The following is a 16,304-nucleotide window of genomic DNA, read 5'->3' on the forward strand; positions in this document are numbered from 1 at the left end:
ATGCATCGGCAAATCGATAAAATCGCGCGCCGCGATGTGAATCGCGTAACAAACGTTTGTTTGGTCTCACTTACCACTAGATATTTTTGGGGTACCCCTACATGAAATTGAACGTTGCTCTCGCCGCCTCGATCGCGGCTTTCGCGCTGATGGGCTGCAGCAAGCAGGAAGCCGCTGAAACGGCTGCTCCGGCTGCTGACGCTGCTGCTCCTGCTGAAGCTGCTCCGGCTGACGCCGCTGCCGGCGCCGCTGCCGACGCTGCTGCTCCCGCTGCTGACGGTGCGATGGCGCCGGCCGCTGACGCTGCCGCTCCGGCTGCTGACGCTGCTGCTCCGGCCGCTCCGGCTGAAGCCCCGAAGCAGTAATCGATCCGATTACTGTTTCGAGCCAGCAGGCTCATGACGGCCCGGGCAGTGCGTAACAACGTCTGCCCGGGCTTTGTCTTTCAGGGGGTAGCGTGACAGTCAGTGTCCGGGATGCACGCGGCGCAGTCCGCGATCGCGAGTGGATAGAAAGCGTCTACCGCGATTACCTCGACGACCTCTCGCCGTTGAACACCGGCGTGTTCAGCGCGACTTCGCTCGGCGAAATCGGCTACAGCGAGTCCGATCAGCTCGCGCGCTGGTTCGGCGACTCCACCGTCAATCCACTGGTCATCGTCCGTGGCAGCGAACCGGTCGGGTTCGCGATGGTTGCCCGCGGCAGCACCACGACCGGCAAACCGCCGGTCGACTATCGCATGGCCGAATTCTTCGTCGCGCGCACGTTCCGCCGGCGCGGCGTAGGACGCCTCGCGGTCGAGCTCATCCTCAACCGGTTCGCCGGGCGTTGGGAAATCGTCGAGTACCTGCGCAACCCCGTCGCGGTCGCCTTCTGGCGGCGCGTGGTGGCTAACTACACGCAGGGCCGTTTCCAGGAGCGCGTCACCAATGGCGAAGTGCGGCAGGTTTTCGAATCGGGCCTGGCTCGCGCGCAGAAGCCGGCCTGACCAGCGCCGCGCACTGGCCGTTGCGGCAATTCTTCTCATGACGATGGAGGGCTCGTACGCGGGTCCGCGTCCCAGCGGTTCCCTCGTGCCGACGCGCTCCGAAGTCATCGCCACGCACGGCATGGCCGCCACGAGCCAGCCGCTCGCCAGCCAGGTCGCGCTCGACATCCTCAAGCGCGGCGGCACCGCGGTGGATGCGGCGATCGCCGCCAATGCCGCGTTGGGACTGATGGAGCCGACCGGCAATGGCGTCGGCGGCGATATCTTCGCGATCGTCTGGGATGCGAAGACGCAGCGGCTCCACGGTTTGAACGGCAGCGGCCGATCCCCTCGATCGCTGACACTCGCGACGCTGCGCGGCGAGCTCGCGAAACTGGCTTCGAGCACCATTCCGCGCACCGGCCCGTTGCCGGTGTCGGTTCCGGGGGCGGTCGACGGCTGGTTCGAGCTGCATCGCAGGTTCGGCAAATTGCCGATGAAGGATCTGCTCGCGCCTGCGATCGCGTACGCGCGCAATGGGTTTCCGGTCAGCGAGGTGATCGCCGAAGGCTGGGCCCGTAATGCGCGCGTGCTTTCGAAGTATCCGAATTTCGCGGACGTGTATATGCCGAAGGGGCGCGCGCCAGCCAAGGGCGAAGTGTTCCGCAACCCGCAGCTGGCGGACACGCTGACTGCCATCGCGAACGGCGGCCGCGATGCGTTCTACCGGGGCGACATCGCGCGGCGCATCGAGAAATACCTGCGCGCCAATGGCGGGTATCTCACGGCGGCGGATATGGCGGCGCACACCTCGGAGTGGGTGGAGCCCGTGTCCACCAACTACCGTGGATATGACGTCTGGGAGTTGCCGCCGAATACGCAGGGCGTCGCGGCGCTGCAGATGCTCAACATCCTGGAAGCCTATGATTTGAAGAAGATGGGTTTCGGCAGCGCAGACTATCTGCACGTGTTTGTCGAGGCCAAGAAGCTCGCGTTCGAAGACCGGGCGCGTTACTACGCGGATCCCGCCTTCGCGAAGATTCCGCTCAAGGGCCTGTTGTCCAAGGAATATGCCGCGCAGCGCCGCGCTCTGATCCGCATGGATAGAGCCGCGCTCGAATATCCGGCAGATACGAAGGCGCTCGACCAGGCCGATACTATCTACATGAGCGTCGCCGATGCAGCCGGAAACATGGTCTCGCTGATCCAGAGCAACTATCGCGGCATGGGTTCCGGCATGACGCCCGACGGTTGCGGCTTCATCCTGCAGGATCGCGGCGAATTGTTTTCGCTTATCGACGGCCACGCCAACGTGTACGCGCCGGGCAAACGCCCGTTCCAGACCATCATCCCGGCGTTCGTGACGAAAGATGGAAAACCATGGCTCAGCTTCGGCGTCATGGGCGGCGGCATGCAGCCGCAGGGGCACGTGCAGATTCTCGTGAACCTCATCGATTTCGGGATGAACCTGCAGGAAGCGGGCGACGCGCCGCGCGCACGGCACGACGGCTCCAGCGAGCCGACGGACGAGCAGATGCACGATGGCGGCGAAGTCGTGCTCGAAGTGGGCGTCTCGCCCGCGACGGTGCGGGCCCTCGAAGCACGCGGACACAAGGTGACGGTCGCCAACGATGGCGACTTCGGCGGCTACCAGGCGGTCATGCGAAATGCCGAGGGCGTGTACTTCGGTGCTTCGGAATCGCGCAAGGACGGTGCGGCGCAGGGTTACTAGGCGCGCAGGCCTGGCCCGCACCGCAGTCACGGGATTGCGGGAAGCCCCAGCTGGCTGGAATCCTCGGGCGTTCCGAACTCCGAAGCCTTGGCCTTGCGAGTGGTCGGCAGCAGCCGTCCCGAATGAATGTCGTCGAGCTTCGCGTGCGTGGCCTTCGCAGCTGCCACCAGCTCCGGGTAGGGGCGATCGGTGACGTCGATCCAGCCGACGTTGTAGTTCTCGCCGTCGCGCCGGCCGGTGACGGGCTGGTCGATCCACTGATACCAATGTGTGCCGACGATCGCCGGGTGCGCGGCCGCGTGCTCGACGTAGTAGGAATACGCCACGCCGCGCTCGGTCTGGTTCATCACCTGCGCGAGGCCCGGCGCCATGCCGTGCCCGGGCGCGCCGAAATGAAATTCGCCGATGAGGACGGGTAGTTTGGTGATTGCGTTCACCCGGTCGATGAGATCCTTGCGCGGCGCCCAGCGATACTCGTTCACGCTGTAGACGTCGAAGCCGCGCGCGAGCGCGATGAGATCGTCGGGCCAGGCGCCGCCGAAGCGAATGCCCAGGTTCAAGTGGTCAGGGTCGTGGCGTTTCACTGCGGCGTTCACGATCTCGAGATAACGTGCGAACGCCGCGTGGACCAGCGCCTTGCGCGCGGCCGCGGTGTCACCCTTCGCCAGCTCCGCCGTGAACTTCGCCTGCAGCGCGGTCGCCGGGCCCTTCAGCACGAGATCGACGAGCTGGCTCTCGCGGCCGGGCCACGTCGGCTCGTTGCCGATGAAGTAGCCGATCATCCACGGATCGTCCTTGTGAGCGGCCAGCTGTTGCGCAGCCTCGAGGTCCACGCGCTTCGCAAAAGCGGGCGAGTAGACATCGGGCAAACCCATGATCGCGCCCTCGACGCGCTGCCAGCCGCGCAGCGTGTACACATAGGGCTGGCGCAGAGTCGGCGTGGGCGCAAGCGCATCGTTGAGCGCGGAGCCATACGCAGTGTTCAGGCCCCACGCGCGCATGCGGCGGGCGGTGAGTTGCGCGCTCGGGGTGGTCCAGTCGCGGCCGAAACGCTGGATGAGATTTCCGGCGTAAAACGACACCGGATCGCGCAGCGGATCGGGATCGGCATTTGGCGCGGGAATCTGCGCGATGGTGGGGATGCTGGCAAACAACTTGTCGCGGCCGACGATGGGCGTGCGCGGCGGCTCGCCGCCCGCGCCGTTCACTCCGGCGGACCAGAAGCGGCAGCCCTCGGGATCGACCAGCCACCAGCGCTCGGCGATCTTCTCCACGCGGAAAAATCCCGTCGCGCGGCGTTTGTCGCGGGCGTAGCCGCCGAATCGGCAGGCCGGCGGCGCCCTCGCAATCAACAAACGCTGCTCGGTCTGCCACTCGCGTTTCAGGGCTTCGGGCGATCGCACCTTGTCGGGCCAGTCGGCGTGAATGTACTGGCCGAAGTCGTCGATGAGCGGTGTGCCGCCGTCGAGCACCGCATCGCCCGGATCGGTTTTCGACAAGCTCACCTTGCGGATCTCGACGGTGGCGAGCTGCGCCGGGTAACGCATGGTCACGCTGAGCGCGCGCACGTGTTGCAAGGCGCTGTGACCGCCGGCCTCGATATTGATCCAGTAGCTGTTGCGCGGCCGGTTGGCGCTGGAGGCCAGTTCATCGGCGTCACCGGCTCCCTCGCGGTAGAAACGCAGCGGTATGGATGCCCGGACCCAGACCTCGGCGAAGGGATGGATGCGCTTCGAGACATTGCCCTCCTCGCCGATCAAACCGAGTTCGAAGCGCTGGCTCAAGGAGGCGCGGAATTCCACCACGAGGAACTGGAAGTCGGTCCAGTCGGCCGGCAGCAGCGGGTCGAAGTCGGCCAGCGGCCATTGCGCGGTCGACACGTCACTCGCGAACGTGGCCCTTTGCGGGGCGGCAACGGCGCCGGACATCCATGAGATCGCGGTGACGGCGATCGCTCGCGCCCAATGATTCATCTGTTTACGGCAGGAGCGGCAGGGAGATGCTGAACGTAGTGCCGAGTCCCGACTCCGATTCGCAACGAATCTGGCCGCCGTGTGCATCGACGATGCCTTTACCGATGTACAGCCCGAGGCCGGTGCGGGTTTTAGGCTGCTTTTTGCCAGCCGGGTGATACGGGTCGAAGATATGCAGCAGGTCGTCCGCCGCGATCCCGGGACCGCTGTCCGCGATTTCGATCTGCGCGTTATTGCCGCGCGCCCGGCTCGTCACCGTGATGCGGTCGCCGGCCTTGCAGAACTTGACCGCGTTCCCGAGCAGGTTGTGAAACAACTGCAGGAGCCGGCCGCGGTCCGCATCGGCTTTCATCACCTCGTTGCCGGTGTCGCAGGTCAGAGTGAGCCCCTTGTCGCGCGCGGGCGATTCGTGCGCGGAGACGGCTTCGCGCATCAGATCGTCGACGATCACCGGTTTGGGATCGATGGTCAGTTTGCCGCCGCGCAGGGCGACCATGTCCATCAGGTCCCCGATCATGCGGTTCATCTGCTCGACGTTGCGGCGGATGCGTTCGTGCTGCTCGCGTATCTGTTGCGGCGTGAGCTGGTATTTCGGATTGAGCAGCATCGACGCCGTGGTGTGGATCACGGAAAGCGGAGTTCGCAGGTCGTGCGAGGCGATGGCCAGCACGTCATCGCGCGACTGCACCGCCAGTTCGAGCTGCATGCGTTGCCGGTGCAACTGCAAAAGGATCGCGGCCTTCTGCTTCAGGAACTGCGGATTGATCGGCCTGAACAGAACGTCGACCGGGGCAGACTGGTGGCCGCGGAACGTCGGCAGCGGCTCGCTCGGGCTCGCCGCGGTGATGAAGACGATCGGGATGTGTATCGTGCGCTCGGTGCCGCGCATCGATTCGGCGAGCTCGAGCCCCGCCGTTGCCGGCGTGTGGATGTCGAGCAGCGCGAGAGCGAAATCGTGCACTGACAACAACTCGAGCGCCGCGGAGCCGGAGGTCGCGGTGAAGATCTCGCGATCGTCGCCCCCCAGCAGCGCGCCGAGCGTCGCCAGATTCTCCTCGACGTCGCCGACCAGCAGACACTTCACTTGTTCCGTCATCAGCTTCTCCGGGCGAGCGCGACCAGCGGCTTCAGATACTGCGCGGTATACGACTTCGGATGTTGGGCGACTTCCTCGGGTGTGCCGGTGGCGAGAACCGTGCCGCCGCCGGCGCCGCCTTCCGGTCCCAGATCGATCAGCCAGTCCGCGGTCTTGATCACGTCCAGATTGTGCTCGATCACGACCACGGTATTGCCCTCGTCGCGCAGCCGGTGCAACACGTCGAGCAACTGCGCCACGTCGTGAAAATGCAGGCCGGTGGTCGGCTCGTCCAGGATGTAGAGCGTCCGGCCGGTTGCGCGTTTGGCGAGCTCGCGTGCCAGTTTCACGCGTTGCGCCTCGCCCCCGGACAGCGTCGTCGCGCTCTGGCCGAGCTGTAGATAGGAGAGCCCCACGTCCAGCAGGGTCTGCAGCCGCGAGCCGACACCCGGCACGTTCTGGAACAGCCGCAGCGCCTCCTCGACGTTCATCTCCAGCACTTCGTGGATGTTCTTGCCGCGCCAGCGGATGTCGAGCGTCTCGCGGTTGTAGCGCTGGCCCTTGCAGACATCGCAGGGCACGTACACATCCGGCAGGAAGTGCATTTCGACCTTGATCAGGCCGTCACCCTGGCAGGCCTCGCAGCGGCCACCCTTCACGTTGAAGCTGAAGCGGCCGGCATCGTAGCCGCGGGTGCGCGCTTCCGGCACTTCGGCAAACAACTCGCGCAACGGGCCGAATAACCCCGTGTACGTCGCGGGGTTCGAACGCGGCGTGCGGCCGATCGGACTCTGGTCGATATCGATGATGCGATCGATCTCGTCGAGGCCGGCGATCGAATCGCAGGGCGCCATGTCCATCACGGTGCCATTGAGCTTGTGGTTGGCGTGCGTGAACAACGTGTCGTTCACGAGCGTGGACTTTCCCGAGCCCGACACTCCGGTGACGCAGGTGAAGAGCCCGAGCGGGAATTCCGCGCTGACGTTCTTGAGATTGTTGCCGCGCGCACCGACGACCTTGATGACGCGTTTGGGATCGCGCGGCGTGCGCAAACCCGGCAACGCGATCTTGAGGCGGCCGGAGAGATATTTTCCGGTCAGCGAATTGGGATCCGCGAGGATGTCCGCGGGAGTTCCCTGTGCCACGATTTCACCGCCATGAACGCCGGCACCCGGACCGATGTCGAGCACCGCGTCGGCTGCGCGGATGGCTTCTTCGTCGTGTTCGACCACCAGCACCGTGTTGCCCAGATCGCGCAGATGTTTGAGCGTTCCCAACAGGCGCTGGTTGTCACGCTGATGCAGGCCGATGGACGGTTCATCGAGGATGTACATCACGCCGGTGAGCCCCGAGCCCACCTGGCTCGCGAGCCGGATGCGCTGCGCTTCGCCACCGGACAGCGATTCGGCGCTGCGATCGAGCGTCAGGTAATCGAGGCCCACGTCCACGAGGAACTTGAGGCGCGACGCAACCTCCTTGACGATCTTGTCCGCCACCTCCGCGCGCCAGCCGACGGCATCGAGCGAACCGAACATCTTCTTCGCGTCGCCCACGGTCAGATGCGCAATCTCCGGGAGACTGTGCGAGCCCACGAACACGTTGCGCGCCGTGCGATTGAGGCGTGTACCGTGGCAATCGGGGCAGGGCTGCGAGCCGAGATACTTCGCCAGTTCTTCGCGCACCGGTAGCGAGTCCGTTTCCTTGTAGCGCCGCTCGAGATTCGGAATGATTCCCTCGAAGCGGTGTTTTTTCTTCGAGGTCCGGCCGTTACCGGCGGTGTAACGGAACTCGATTTCCTCGTTGCCGCTGCCGAACAACATGACGGACTGCGCTTTTTTCGTCAGGTCCTCCCACGGAGTTTCCGGGTCGAACTTGTAGTGTTTCGCCATCGCCGTGATCAGCGCGAAGTAATAGGAGTTCTTGCGGTCCCAGCTCTTGATCGCGCCTCCCGCGAGCGAGAGGTGCGGATAGGCGACGACACGCAGCGGGTCGAAAAAATCCTTGAGACCGATGCCATCGCAGCTGGGGCAGGCACCGGCCGGGCTGTTGAACGAAAACATCTTCGGCTCGAGCGCGGCCACGCTGTAGCCGCATACCGGGCACGCCTGGCGTGAAGAGAACAGCGTCTCGTCTTCGGGCTTGCCGGCTTTGTCCGTCTCGTAAGGCGCGAGGCGTGCGGTGCCGCCCGACAGCTTCAATGCGGTCTCGAGCGATTCCGACAGGCGCTGCGCGGCGTCCGGCCGGATGCGCAGCCTGTCCACCACCACTTCGACAGTGTGTTTCTTCTTGGCATCGATCTTCGGCAGCGCATCCAGTTCGTACACGCGCCCATCGACACGCGCACGCACGAATCCCTGGCCGCGCATCTGTTCGAAGACCTCCGCGTGTTCACCCTTGCGATCGACGACCACCGGCGCCAGCAGCAGGATCGCGAGTCCTTCCGGAAGTTTTACGATCTGATCGACCATCTGGCTCACGGTCTGCGCCGCCAAGTCGATGCCGTGGTCGGGACAGCGCGCGATGCCGGCGCGCGCGAACAGCAGGCGTAGATAGTCGTAGATCTCGGTGACCGTGCCGACGGTCGAGCGCGGATTGTGCGAGGTGGCCTTCTGCTCGATCGCGATCGCGGGCGACAATCCTTCGATGCTGTCGACATCGGGTTTGTCCATCATCGAGAGGAACTGCCGGGCGTACGCCGACAAGGATTCCACGTAGCGGCGCTGACCCTCGGCATACAGCGTGTCGAAGGCGAGCGAGGACTTGCCCGAACCCGACAGGCCCGTGATGACGATGAGCTTGTCGCGCGGCAGATCGACGTCGATGTTCTTGAGGTTGTGAGTGCGGGCGCCGCGGATCTTTATGGTTTGCATTTGTCGAGCGCCATAATTGGCGCGAAGGAAGAAGAACCAAGGAGTGTAAGCAACGACCCGGGCCCGTGCATAACCAGGGGTCAGTTCGCTCAGAGGCTGTATAAACGTCGCGCGACCAATCGGATCAGGTACTTGCGCGAATAGGGGAATGGTTGAAGCCAGTGACGGTCGATAACAAACCCGTGACTGCGGCTGCCCACGACCGCGGCTTCCCGCCGGTCGCACAGCCCGACGCCACCGTGCTGATCCTCGGATCGCTGCCCGGGCGAAAATCGCTCGAGCTGCGGCAGTACTACGCGCACCCGCAAAACGCGTTCTGGAAAATCATGGCGGAGCTGTTCGGCGGCGCGTCGTCGCTGCCCTACACGCAACGCCTGAAAACCCTGACGGCCAACCGCATCGCGTTATGGGATGTTCTCGCCGCGGCCGAGCGGCCCGGCAGTCTCGACAGTGCGATCGTGCCCCATTCAGCGGTGCCGAACGACTTCGCAGAATTCTTCCGCGCTCATCCGCGCATCCGTCGCGTGTACTTCAACGGGCAAAAGGCGCATGGACTGTTTCAGCGCCGCGTATTGCCCGCGCTCGGCCAGGAGTTTGCCGGCATTCATTTTGAGTGCCTGCCATCTACCAGCCCGGCGCACGCAGGCATGACGTTTGCAAAGAAGTTAGACAGGTGGACCCGCATCAAGGAGACGATGAAATGAACTTTGCAGACAAGGCCTGCCCCGTGGTGTTTCGCGATGCATCGATGCGACAGATTCTTGCCTTCGAACATCCGGAGGCCGGGCTTCAATTGGTGAAGGGCCGTATCGAGCCGGGTGAGGACGCGCGCGCCGCCGCGCTGCGCGAATTGCAGGAAGAGGCCGGCATCGCGCAAACCGCCATCGCTGAGGATCTGGGAACCTGGCATTCGGGGCACAAGGGGCATGTCTGGTCGTTCCATCTCTGCACCTTTTCGCCGACCTTGCCGGAGCGCTGGACTCACCTGTGCATGGACGATGGTGGTTACGAATTCAAATTCTTCTGGCACGACGTGAACCAGGAGGCCGATGAGAAATGGTCGCCCCAGTACCGGCGTGCACTGCAAGCGATCCGCGATCGCACGCGTGCACTGCGCTGGCGCGGATAAATTGTAAAACCCGATGGTTTGTCGGAGGGTCGGCGGGTGGCGCTGCGATTCCGCCGACGCCTGCGCCCCTACCAGCGCGCGCATCCGTGCGGCATGATCGCCGGCATCGGCAGTCCGCATCGGGCGGGGCCGCATGCCCTCTCTACCTGTAACACGGCGGTCGGCTGACATGAGCACTCTCCCGGCGGCTCTCTATCTCATCGCGGTAGCCCTGTGCATTTTTTCCACGGCGTTGACCACGCGCGAGGCGGCACCCCGCCAGCGGCTCACATTCTTCACCTGGTATCTGCTGATCCAGTCCGCCGCATTCGTGTTCGAGCTGCTCATCGCGCATCCGGCGACGCCGTTGAAGTCGCTGTGGCTGGCGCTGCTGATGGTGAGTTCGCTGTGCGTGGCGCCCGCCTTGTGGCTTGCCTTCCGCGAAAGCGTCGCGGGGTCGCGGCCGGTGCTGAAGGATCTGCGGTGCGGACACTGGCTGGCCATTGGCGCCGGGCTCCTGCTCACATTACCGCTGCTGTCGTCCGCACATCTCGGGACGACGTTTGCAAATCCGTTGCAGCCGTCGAGCGCGTCGTATTCGCGCTTCATTCACACCACGATGCTGATGTGTGTCGCCATCTTCGTCGTGCAGGTGCCGTGGTATCTCCTGCGCTGCCGGCGCATCTTGCTGGAACGTCTCGCCGGGCAGGGCAGCCAGTGGGCGCAGCTGCCGCTCGCCATCGTGTTCACGACCTGGGCGCTGGCGATCGTGCGCACCCTCGACTGCGCATTCATCAAGTGGCCGCCGTTGTTCTCGCTGATCGTGGCGGCCGTGAGTGTCGGTGTGACGGTCGGCGCGTTGTACCTGCTGCTAAGACAATTCAGCCCACGCCAGGAATCCGCGCCGCCGCGCGCGCCCGATTCATACGCCAAGTCGCCGCTAGGTGCGCCCATCAGGCAGCGAATTCGCCGAAAACTCGAGGCGATGCTGCACGAGCAGGCCATCTACAAGAGGAGCGATCTGAGTCTGCAGGCGCTGGCGACGGAGTTGCGGGAAAGTCCGCACTACGTGTCGCAGGTGATCAACCAGGAACTCGATACCAGCTTCTACGAGCTGATCAATCGATACCGCATCGAACATGCGAAGCGGCGATTGCGCGAGGCGCCCGAGGAAACCGTGCTGTCGATCGCCATGGACGTCGGTTTCAACTCGAAATCCGCGTTTCACGCGGCGTTCCGGCGCTGCACCGGCACGACTCCGGCCAGATTCAGGTCCTTGCCGATCAGTCCGGACGCCAGGAGTCATTGAACGAGTGAATCTCGGGGCTTCTTACCAAGGAGACCCCCATGATTCTGCGCAACCTGGCGATTCCGTTCACGGCATTGCTGTTCGCCTCGACCGCTCTGTGCGCGCCCGCGGCCAGTGTCGTCGAAACGAAATACATCGAGTCGACCGTCCTTGCGGACAACCGGGTCGGACTCAACCTGCATCGCAGCGTGAAGGTTTATCTGCCACCGGGCTACGTTGGCGGAAAGGCGCGTTATCCGGTCATCTACCAGTTGCACAACATCAACTGGAGCAACGATCGCAGCCTCGCGCCCGGCACCGCCGCGCAGCCGACCTTCGATCGTGCGATTGCCAAAGGCGTCATCCAGCCGTTCATCGTCGTGGCCGCCGACTACACCTCGCCCGCGGTGGGGCCGTTCTACGCGAATTCCTCCACCGCCGGACGCTGGGAGGATTTCACGCTGCAGGAGGTCATCCCGTTCATCGACTCCAACTACCGCACGATCGCGAAACCCGGCAGCCGCGGCATCATGGGCGACGGCATGGGAGCGTTCGGCGCGTTGCACTATGCGTTCCGACATCCGGAGATATTCAGCGTGGTGTACGCGATGCATCCGGTGGGCACGGGTTCCGGTCTCGCGCCGATGTACACGCGGCCCGACTGGAACAAGGTGAACGGCGCCAGAACTTTCGCCGATCTCGCCGGCGATCCGTATACGCCCATCTTCGTCGCGATGGCGCAGACGTTTCTGCCCAACCCGGACAAGCCGCCGTTCTACTGCGACATGATCGTCGACCTGGTGGATGGGCAGCCGAAGCTCAACGTGGCGAACCTCCAGCTGCTCAAGTCGCGCTTCTTCCTCGACAACACAGCGGCCGACAATCTCGCAAAGCTCGGCAAGCTGCGCGGGATCAAGTTTGACTGGGGGCGCTACGATCCCAACCAGGATCACGTCTACGCCAATCAGGCGTTCACGCGAAAGCTGGACGAGCTCGGGATCGAACACGAGGCGGACGAATATCGCGGTCTCCCCTGGGACAAGTACTGGATGGACGACGGCCGCGTGTACACCGAGGTGTTGCCGTTCTTCGCACGCAAACTCGCGTTCCAGCAGGAATAGGGGCCGGCGTATCCCTGACGCGCTCAGGGCTGGTAAACCCGCACGTAATCGACCTGCATCTGCACAGGGAAGATGGTGTCATCGACGCCCATCTGCCCACCCCAGTCGCCGCCGACGGCGATGTTGAGGATCAGGTACTGCGGGCTGTCGAACGGCCACTCGGCATTGCCCGAGTTGTCGTTCGAATACTGGTAGTAGTTGCGGTCGTCGACGCCGACCGCGATGCGCGCTGCCGTCCAGGTCAGCTGGTAGCGGTGGAACTCGGCGCACAGGTCCGGAATGGTGATGGAAGCGCTGCGTTGATTGCCGCGTGTGTGGTTGTAGGCGCCGGTGTGCACGGTTCCATGCACCACGCCCTGGTCGAAGCCCACGTGTTCCATGATGTCGATCTCGCCGTCGTTGGGCCAGCGGGTCTCCGGGGGTGTCGACAAGGTCCAGATCGCCGGCCAGCTGCCGGTGCCGCAGGGTAGTTTGGCACGGACTTCCATGAATCCGTACCGCCAGCTCGCCTTGTCGCGCGTGAGCAGGCGCGCCGACGAATAACGCTGGCCGCTCCAGTCGTTCACCCCGATGGTAGATAGGTCTTCCTTGCGCGCCGTGATCGTCAGGAAGCCGTTCTCGACGCGCGAATTCTCCAGGCGCGCATTCGCGTAGTACTGCAGCTCGTTGTTGAACCAGCCGGCGGCGTTGCGTTCGGTGTCGTAATTCCAGCGCGCAGCGTCGGGCAAACCCGCGACCTCGAATTCGTCGGACCACACGAGGCGATAACCGCCAGGAATTCCGCCGCTCTCGCTGATGGCGGCAATTCCAGGACCCGTCGGCTGCGGAGGTGGAGGAGAGGAGACAGGGGGACTGCCGGATTCTCCGCCTCCGCAAGCCGACGAGAGCGTTGCGACTGCTAGCGCTAACAATGGCGCGCGATCGCTCAAAGCTGGAAAAAAGCGCGCAAAAACGCGTGAGATTCGAGACATCGGCGGCGACATGCGAGACATCTTTTTTGTCATCACTAGTTTGCTTGCCGTGAGTGCGGGACGCATGCTAGCGTAAAAATTGTAAGCGCTTACATTTTTTCAGTGGGGGAACATGAATACACGCGCGTTTAAACGCACGCCTGTTGCACAGGCGGTCTCATTAATACTCGGGTCCACTTTCCTGGCACCCGCCTTTGCACAAGATGCGAACCCGGAGGCAACCAATCTCGACGAGATCGTCGTCACCGGTATCCGCGGAAGTTTGACGTCATCGATGAACCTGAAGCGCGAAGCGATGGGTGTCGTGGATGGAATCGTCGCCGAAGACATCGGCAAATTTCCGGATACCAATCTCGCCGAATCGCTGCAACGCATCTCCGGCGTATCGATCGACCGGTCCATCGGTGAAGGCTCCAGGATCACGGTGCGCGGCGTCGGCCCTGACTACAACCTGGTGTTGTTGAATGGCCGCCAGATGCCCGGCTCGAGCATCGCGGATACCAGTGCTTCGAACTCCCGTTCGTTCGACTTCGCAAACCTTGCGTCCGAAGCGATCTCCGGAGTCGAGGTCTACAAGACCAGCCGTGCGTCTTCCTCGACCGGCGGCATAGGCGCCACGGTCAACATCAAGACCACGCGACCGCTCGATGCTCCCGGCACGCGCGTCAGCTTCGGCGTGAAGGGTGTCAACGACACGTCGGCGAGCAACCTGCCGGACAACTTGAAGGGCAGCGACTTCACTCCGGAAGTCTCGGGCATCTTCAGCATGACGTCCGAAGACGGCACGTTCGGTATCGCAGCCACGGCTAGCTACCAGGAACGCGACCTGGGCTTCAACCAGGCGGCCGTGGGCAATGGCTGGCGTCCGTTCGCGGGCGATGAGAACAACTGGGGCACCATTCCGAACGAAGGCGCGCCGGGCTCGCAGAACATCACCAACCATCCGGGTCCGGACGACATCTATTCCGTGCCGCAGAACCTCGGGTACAGCGTCAACGGCATCGAACGCAAACGCACCAACGGTCAGTTGACGTTCCAGTTCAAGCCGATCGACACGATGACCGCGACTCTCGATTACACCTACTCGGAAAACAAGGTTCACACCCGCCGCAACGAACTGTCGGTGTGGTTCAACTTCGGTCCGTCGGTGTCCACCTGGACCGACGGTCCAGTCGCAGCGCCGCTGAGTTATTCGGAAACCATCAATGGTCCTGGCTTCAGCGACTTGTCGATGGGCGGCGCCGAGTTCGCGACCAAGAACGTGAACAATTCGACGGGCTTCAACCTCGCGTGGGAAGCCAGCGATCGGCTGGGCTTCGAGTTCGATTTCCACAATTCAACCGCCACCTCTGGCTCGGACAGTCCGTTCGGAAGCAATGCCACTCTCGGTGTTGCGACGTTTGACCGTGGCACGACCACCGCCGACTTCAGCCAGGACTTCCCGGTGATGAGCGTGGTGTTGCCCAACGGCCGCACCAGCATCAATCCGGCACTGGCCCAGGTCACGGGTTCGAGCTTCCGCAACAGCTATACCAAGGCCGAGGTTCAGCAGGAACAGTTGAAAGGCAAGTTTGCCCTCAACGATTCCTCGAAGCTCGACTTCGGACTGGCGTTCACGGAAGTGAACAACCGTTCCGCATTCGCCAACGTGCAGTCCGACAACACCTGGGGCGGCATTCCTGGCGTGAGTCCGGATGACTACCCGGATGATGTCTGGCAGTTGCAGAACGTCCGCGGCTATTTCGACCAGATCTCGGGCAGCAGCAATCCGAACCTGTTCAACGAGTTCTTCTCGTGGAATTTCCGCGATGTACGTCAGCTCGTGGCCGATGCGCGCGGACTGCAGCTGGGCAATACAGCCACGTGCGCCCTCAACGGCAACGAGAGCATCCGGGTTCCCTGCTACGAAGCGTCGAATCAGTGGGGTACCGATCGCCGCACGCAGGAAAAATCGAAGAGCGCGTACCTGCAGTACAGCGTGGGCTTCGATACCGCGTTGCCGATCAACGTCGGCGTGGGCGTCCGATACGAAAAAACGGACGTGACTTCGACAGCGCTCGTGCCGATTCCAATCGCGATCAGCTGGACTGGCAACAACGAGTTCCCGATCCAGTTCGAGAAGTCGCCGGGGTTCACTACGCTCACGGGTAGTTATGACTACGTGTTGCCAAGCGTCGATTTCTCGATCGACCTGACGAGCAGCCTCAAGCTGCGCGCCAGTTACGGCCAGAGCATCGGCCGTCCGGGTTGGGGCGATATCCAGGGCGGACAGATACTGAACGGTCTCGCACGCGCAGACGGCGGCGATGCATCTCAGGGCGATCCGAACCTGAAGCCGCTCGAATCGAAGAACTACGATTTGTCGGTCGAATGGTATTACGCCGACGCGAGCTACATGTCGATCGGCTACTTCAAGAAGGACATCGACAACTACATCGGCGCCACGACGTTCACGACGACCGAGTTCAACCTGCCGCATCCCGGTATTGGCGCTGGCTACTACGACGAAGCGGCGGCGGATTGTGCCGAGAATGGCCAAGCGGGCGAAATCACCTGCATTCGCAACTTCATCTTCCTGAACCACGACGGCGATCCGGGTGTGGTGCGGGGTTTGGACAATGATGCAGGCGATCAAACTGGCACCATTACCGGCATTCCGGGCGATCCGCTCGCCGAGTTCGAAATCCAGATTCCGACCAACCAGCGCTCCGCGAAGCTGGACGGCTGGGAACTGGCGATCCAGCACATGTTCGGCGACTCGGGCTTCGGCGCATCGGCCAACTACACGAAGGTCGATTCGAACCTCGCGTACAACAACTTCGACCGCAACAACCAGTTCGCGATCGTGGGTCTCAGCGACTCGGCCAACGTGGTCGCGTTCTACGAGAAGCACGGCTGGTCGGTTCGTGCTGCGTACAACTGGCGCGATGAGTTCCTGGCAGGTCTGGCAGACGGCGCGGGCTCCAATCCCGCGTATGTAGAAGCGTATGGTCAGCTCGACCTCAACGTGGGCTACAACATCACTGACAACTTCTCAGTGGCGCTCGAAGCCATCAATCTGACGAACGAGACCCAGCGTTTGCACGGCCGCGACAAGCACGAGGCGTTGTTCGTGACGCAGACGGGCGCGCGGTACATGATTGGCGCCCGGTACAAGTTCGGGCAGTAAGCTCCAGGCGATTGGCACATCGCCGAGCTG

12 protein-coding genes are annotated in these 16,304 nt (G+C 63.2%); 8 read left to right on the top strand and 4 right to left on the bottom strand.

Annotated elements, in window-relative coordinates:
- The first annotated feature begins 101 nt into the window (after positions 1-101).
- The 3 genes from WDO72_15025 to ggt all read left to right on the top strand — a co-directional run bounded on the left by WDO72_15025 (position 102) and on the right by ggt (position 2,699).
- Positions 102-365 (top strand): hypothetical protein, encoded by a 264-nt coding sequence (locus WDO72_15025; GenBank protein MEJ0086988.1) that lies wholly within the window; start codon positions 102-104, stop codon positions 363-365.
- A 92-nt stretch (positions 366-457) separates the two neighbouring features.
- Positions 458-988 (top strand): GNAT family N-acetyltransferase, encoded by a 531-nt coding sequence (locus WDO72_15030; GenBank protein MEJ0086989.1) that lies wholly within the window; start codon positions 458-460, stop codon positions 986-988.
- A gap of 37 nt (positions 989-1,025) precedes the next feature.
- The gene (gene ggt / locus WDO72_15035) at positions 1,026-2,699 is read left to right on the top strand and encodes a gamma-glutamyltransferase (protein MEJ0086990.1); all 1,674 of its coding nucleotides are present in this window, start codon (positions 1,026-1,028) and stop codon (positions 2,697-2,699) included.
- 26 nt (positions 2,700-2,725) lie between these two features.
- On the opposite strand, the gene WDO72_15040 is transcribed toward ggt, so the two are convergent.
- Genes WDO72_15040 through uvrA form a run of 3 tightly spaced genes read right to left on the bottom strand, consistent with a single transcriptional unit; the run spans position 2,726 to position 8,617 of the window.
- Positions 2,726-4,627: a hypothetical protein gene (locus WDO72_15040; protein MEJ0086991.1), complete on the bottom strand. Its 1,902-nt coding sequence runs from the start codon at positions 4,625-4,627 to the stop codon at positions 2,726-2,728.
- A gap of 49 nt (positions 4,628-4,676) precedes the next feature.
- Entirely contained in the window at positions 4,677-5,768 is a 1,092-nt protein-coding gene (locus WDO72_15045) for a hybrid sensor histidine kinase/response regulator (GenBank protein MEJ0086992.1), read from the bottom strand.
- The gene (uvrA, locus tag WDO72_15050) at positions 5,768-8,617 is read right to left on the bottom strand and encodes an excinuclease ABC subunit UvrA (protein MEJ0086993.1); all 2,850 of its coding nucleotides are present in this window, start codon (positions 8,615-8,617) and stop codon (positions 5,768-5,770) included. Before uvrA ends, WDO72_15045 begins: the two co-directional genes overlap by 1 nt.
- A gap of 182 nt (positions 8,618-8,799) precedes the next feature.
- On the opposite strand from uvrA, the gene WDO72_15055 reads away from it, so the two are divergent.
- The 4 genes from WDO72_15055 (at position 8,800) to WDO72_15070 (ending at position 12,134) form a co-directional block, all read left to right on the top strand.
- On the top strand, positions 8,800-9,321 hold the full coding sequence (locus WDO72_15055) for a DNA-deoxyinosine glycosylase (protein MEJ0086994.1): 522 nt from the start codon (positions 8,800-8,802) through the stop codon (positions 9,319-9,321).
- Positions 9,318-9,746: an NUDIX domain-containing protein gene (locus WDO72_15060; protein MEJ0086995.1), complete on the top strand. Its 429-nt coding sequence runs from the start codon at positions 9,318-9,320 to the stop codon at positions 9,744-9,746. Before WDO72_15055 ends, WDO72_15060 begins: the two co-directional genes overlap by 4 nt.
- A gap of 169 nt (positions 9,747-9,915) precedes the next feature.
- On the top strand, positions 9,916-11,034 hold the full coding sequence (locus WDO72_15065; GenBank protein MEJ0086996.1) for a helix-turn-helix domain-containing protein: 1,119 nt from the start codon (positions 9,916-9,918) through the stop codon (positions 11,032-11,034).
- A 38-nt stretch (positions 11,035-11,072) separates the two neighbouring features.
- On the top strand, positions 11,073-12,134 hold the full coding sequence (locus WDO72_15070; GenBank protein ID MEJ0086997.1) for an alpha/beta hydrolase-fold protein: 1,062 nt from the start codon (positions 11,073-11,075) through the stop codon (positions 12,132-12,134).
- A gap of 23 nt (positions 12,135-12,157) precedes the next feature.
- Here WDO72_15070 and WDO72_15075 read toward each other — a convergent pair whose 3' ends face one another.
- A complete protein-coding gene (locus tag WDO72_15075) occupies positions 12,158-12,892 on the bottom strand; it encodes a glycoside hydrolase family 16 protein (protein MEJ0086998.1) in 735 nt (244 codons plus the stop codon).
- A gap of 325 nt (positions 12,893-13,217) precedes the next feature.
- Between WDO72_15075 and WDO72_15080 the strand changes: the two genes are divergently transcribed.
- Positions 13,218-16,274 carry a TonB-dependent receptor gene (locus WDO72_15080; GenBank protein ID MEJ0086999.1) on the top strand — a complete coding sequence of 1,019 codons (3,057 nt, stop codon included), beginning with the start codon at positions 13,218-13,220 and terminating at the stop codon, positions 16,272-16,274.
- Positions 16,275-16,304: the final 30 nt, after the last annotated feature.

This window comes from Pseudomonadota bacterium, assembly GCA_037200975.1.
Lineage (GTDB): Bacteria > Pseudomonadota > Gammaproteobacteria > Steroidobacterales > Steroidobacteraceae > CADEED01.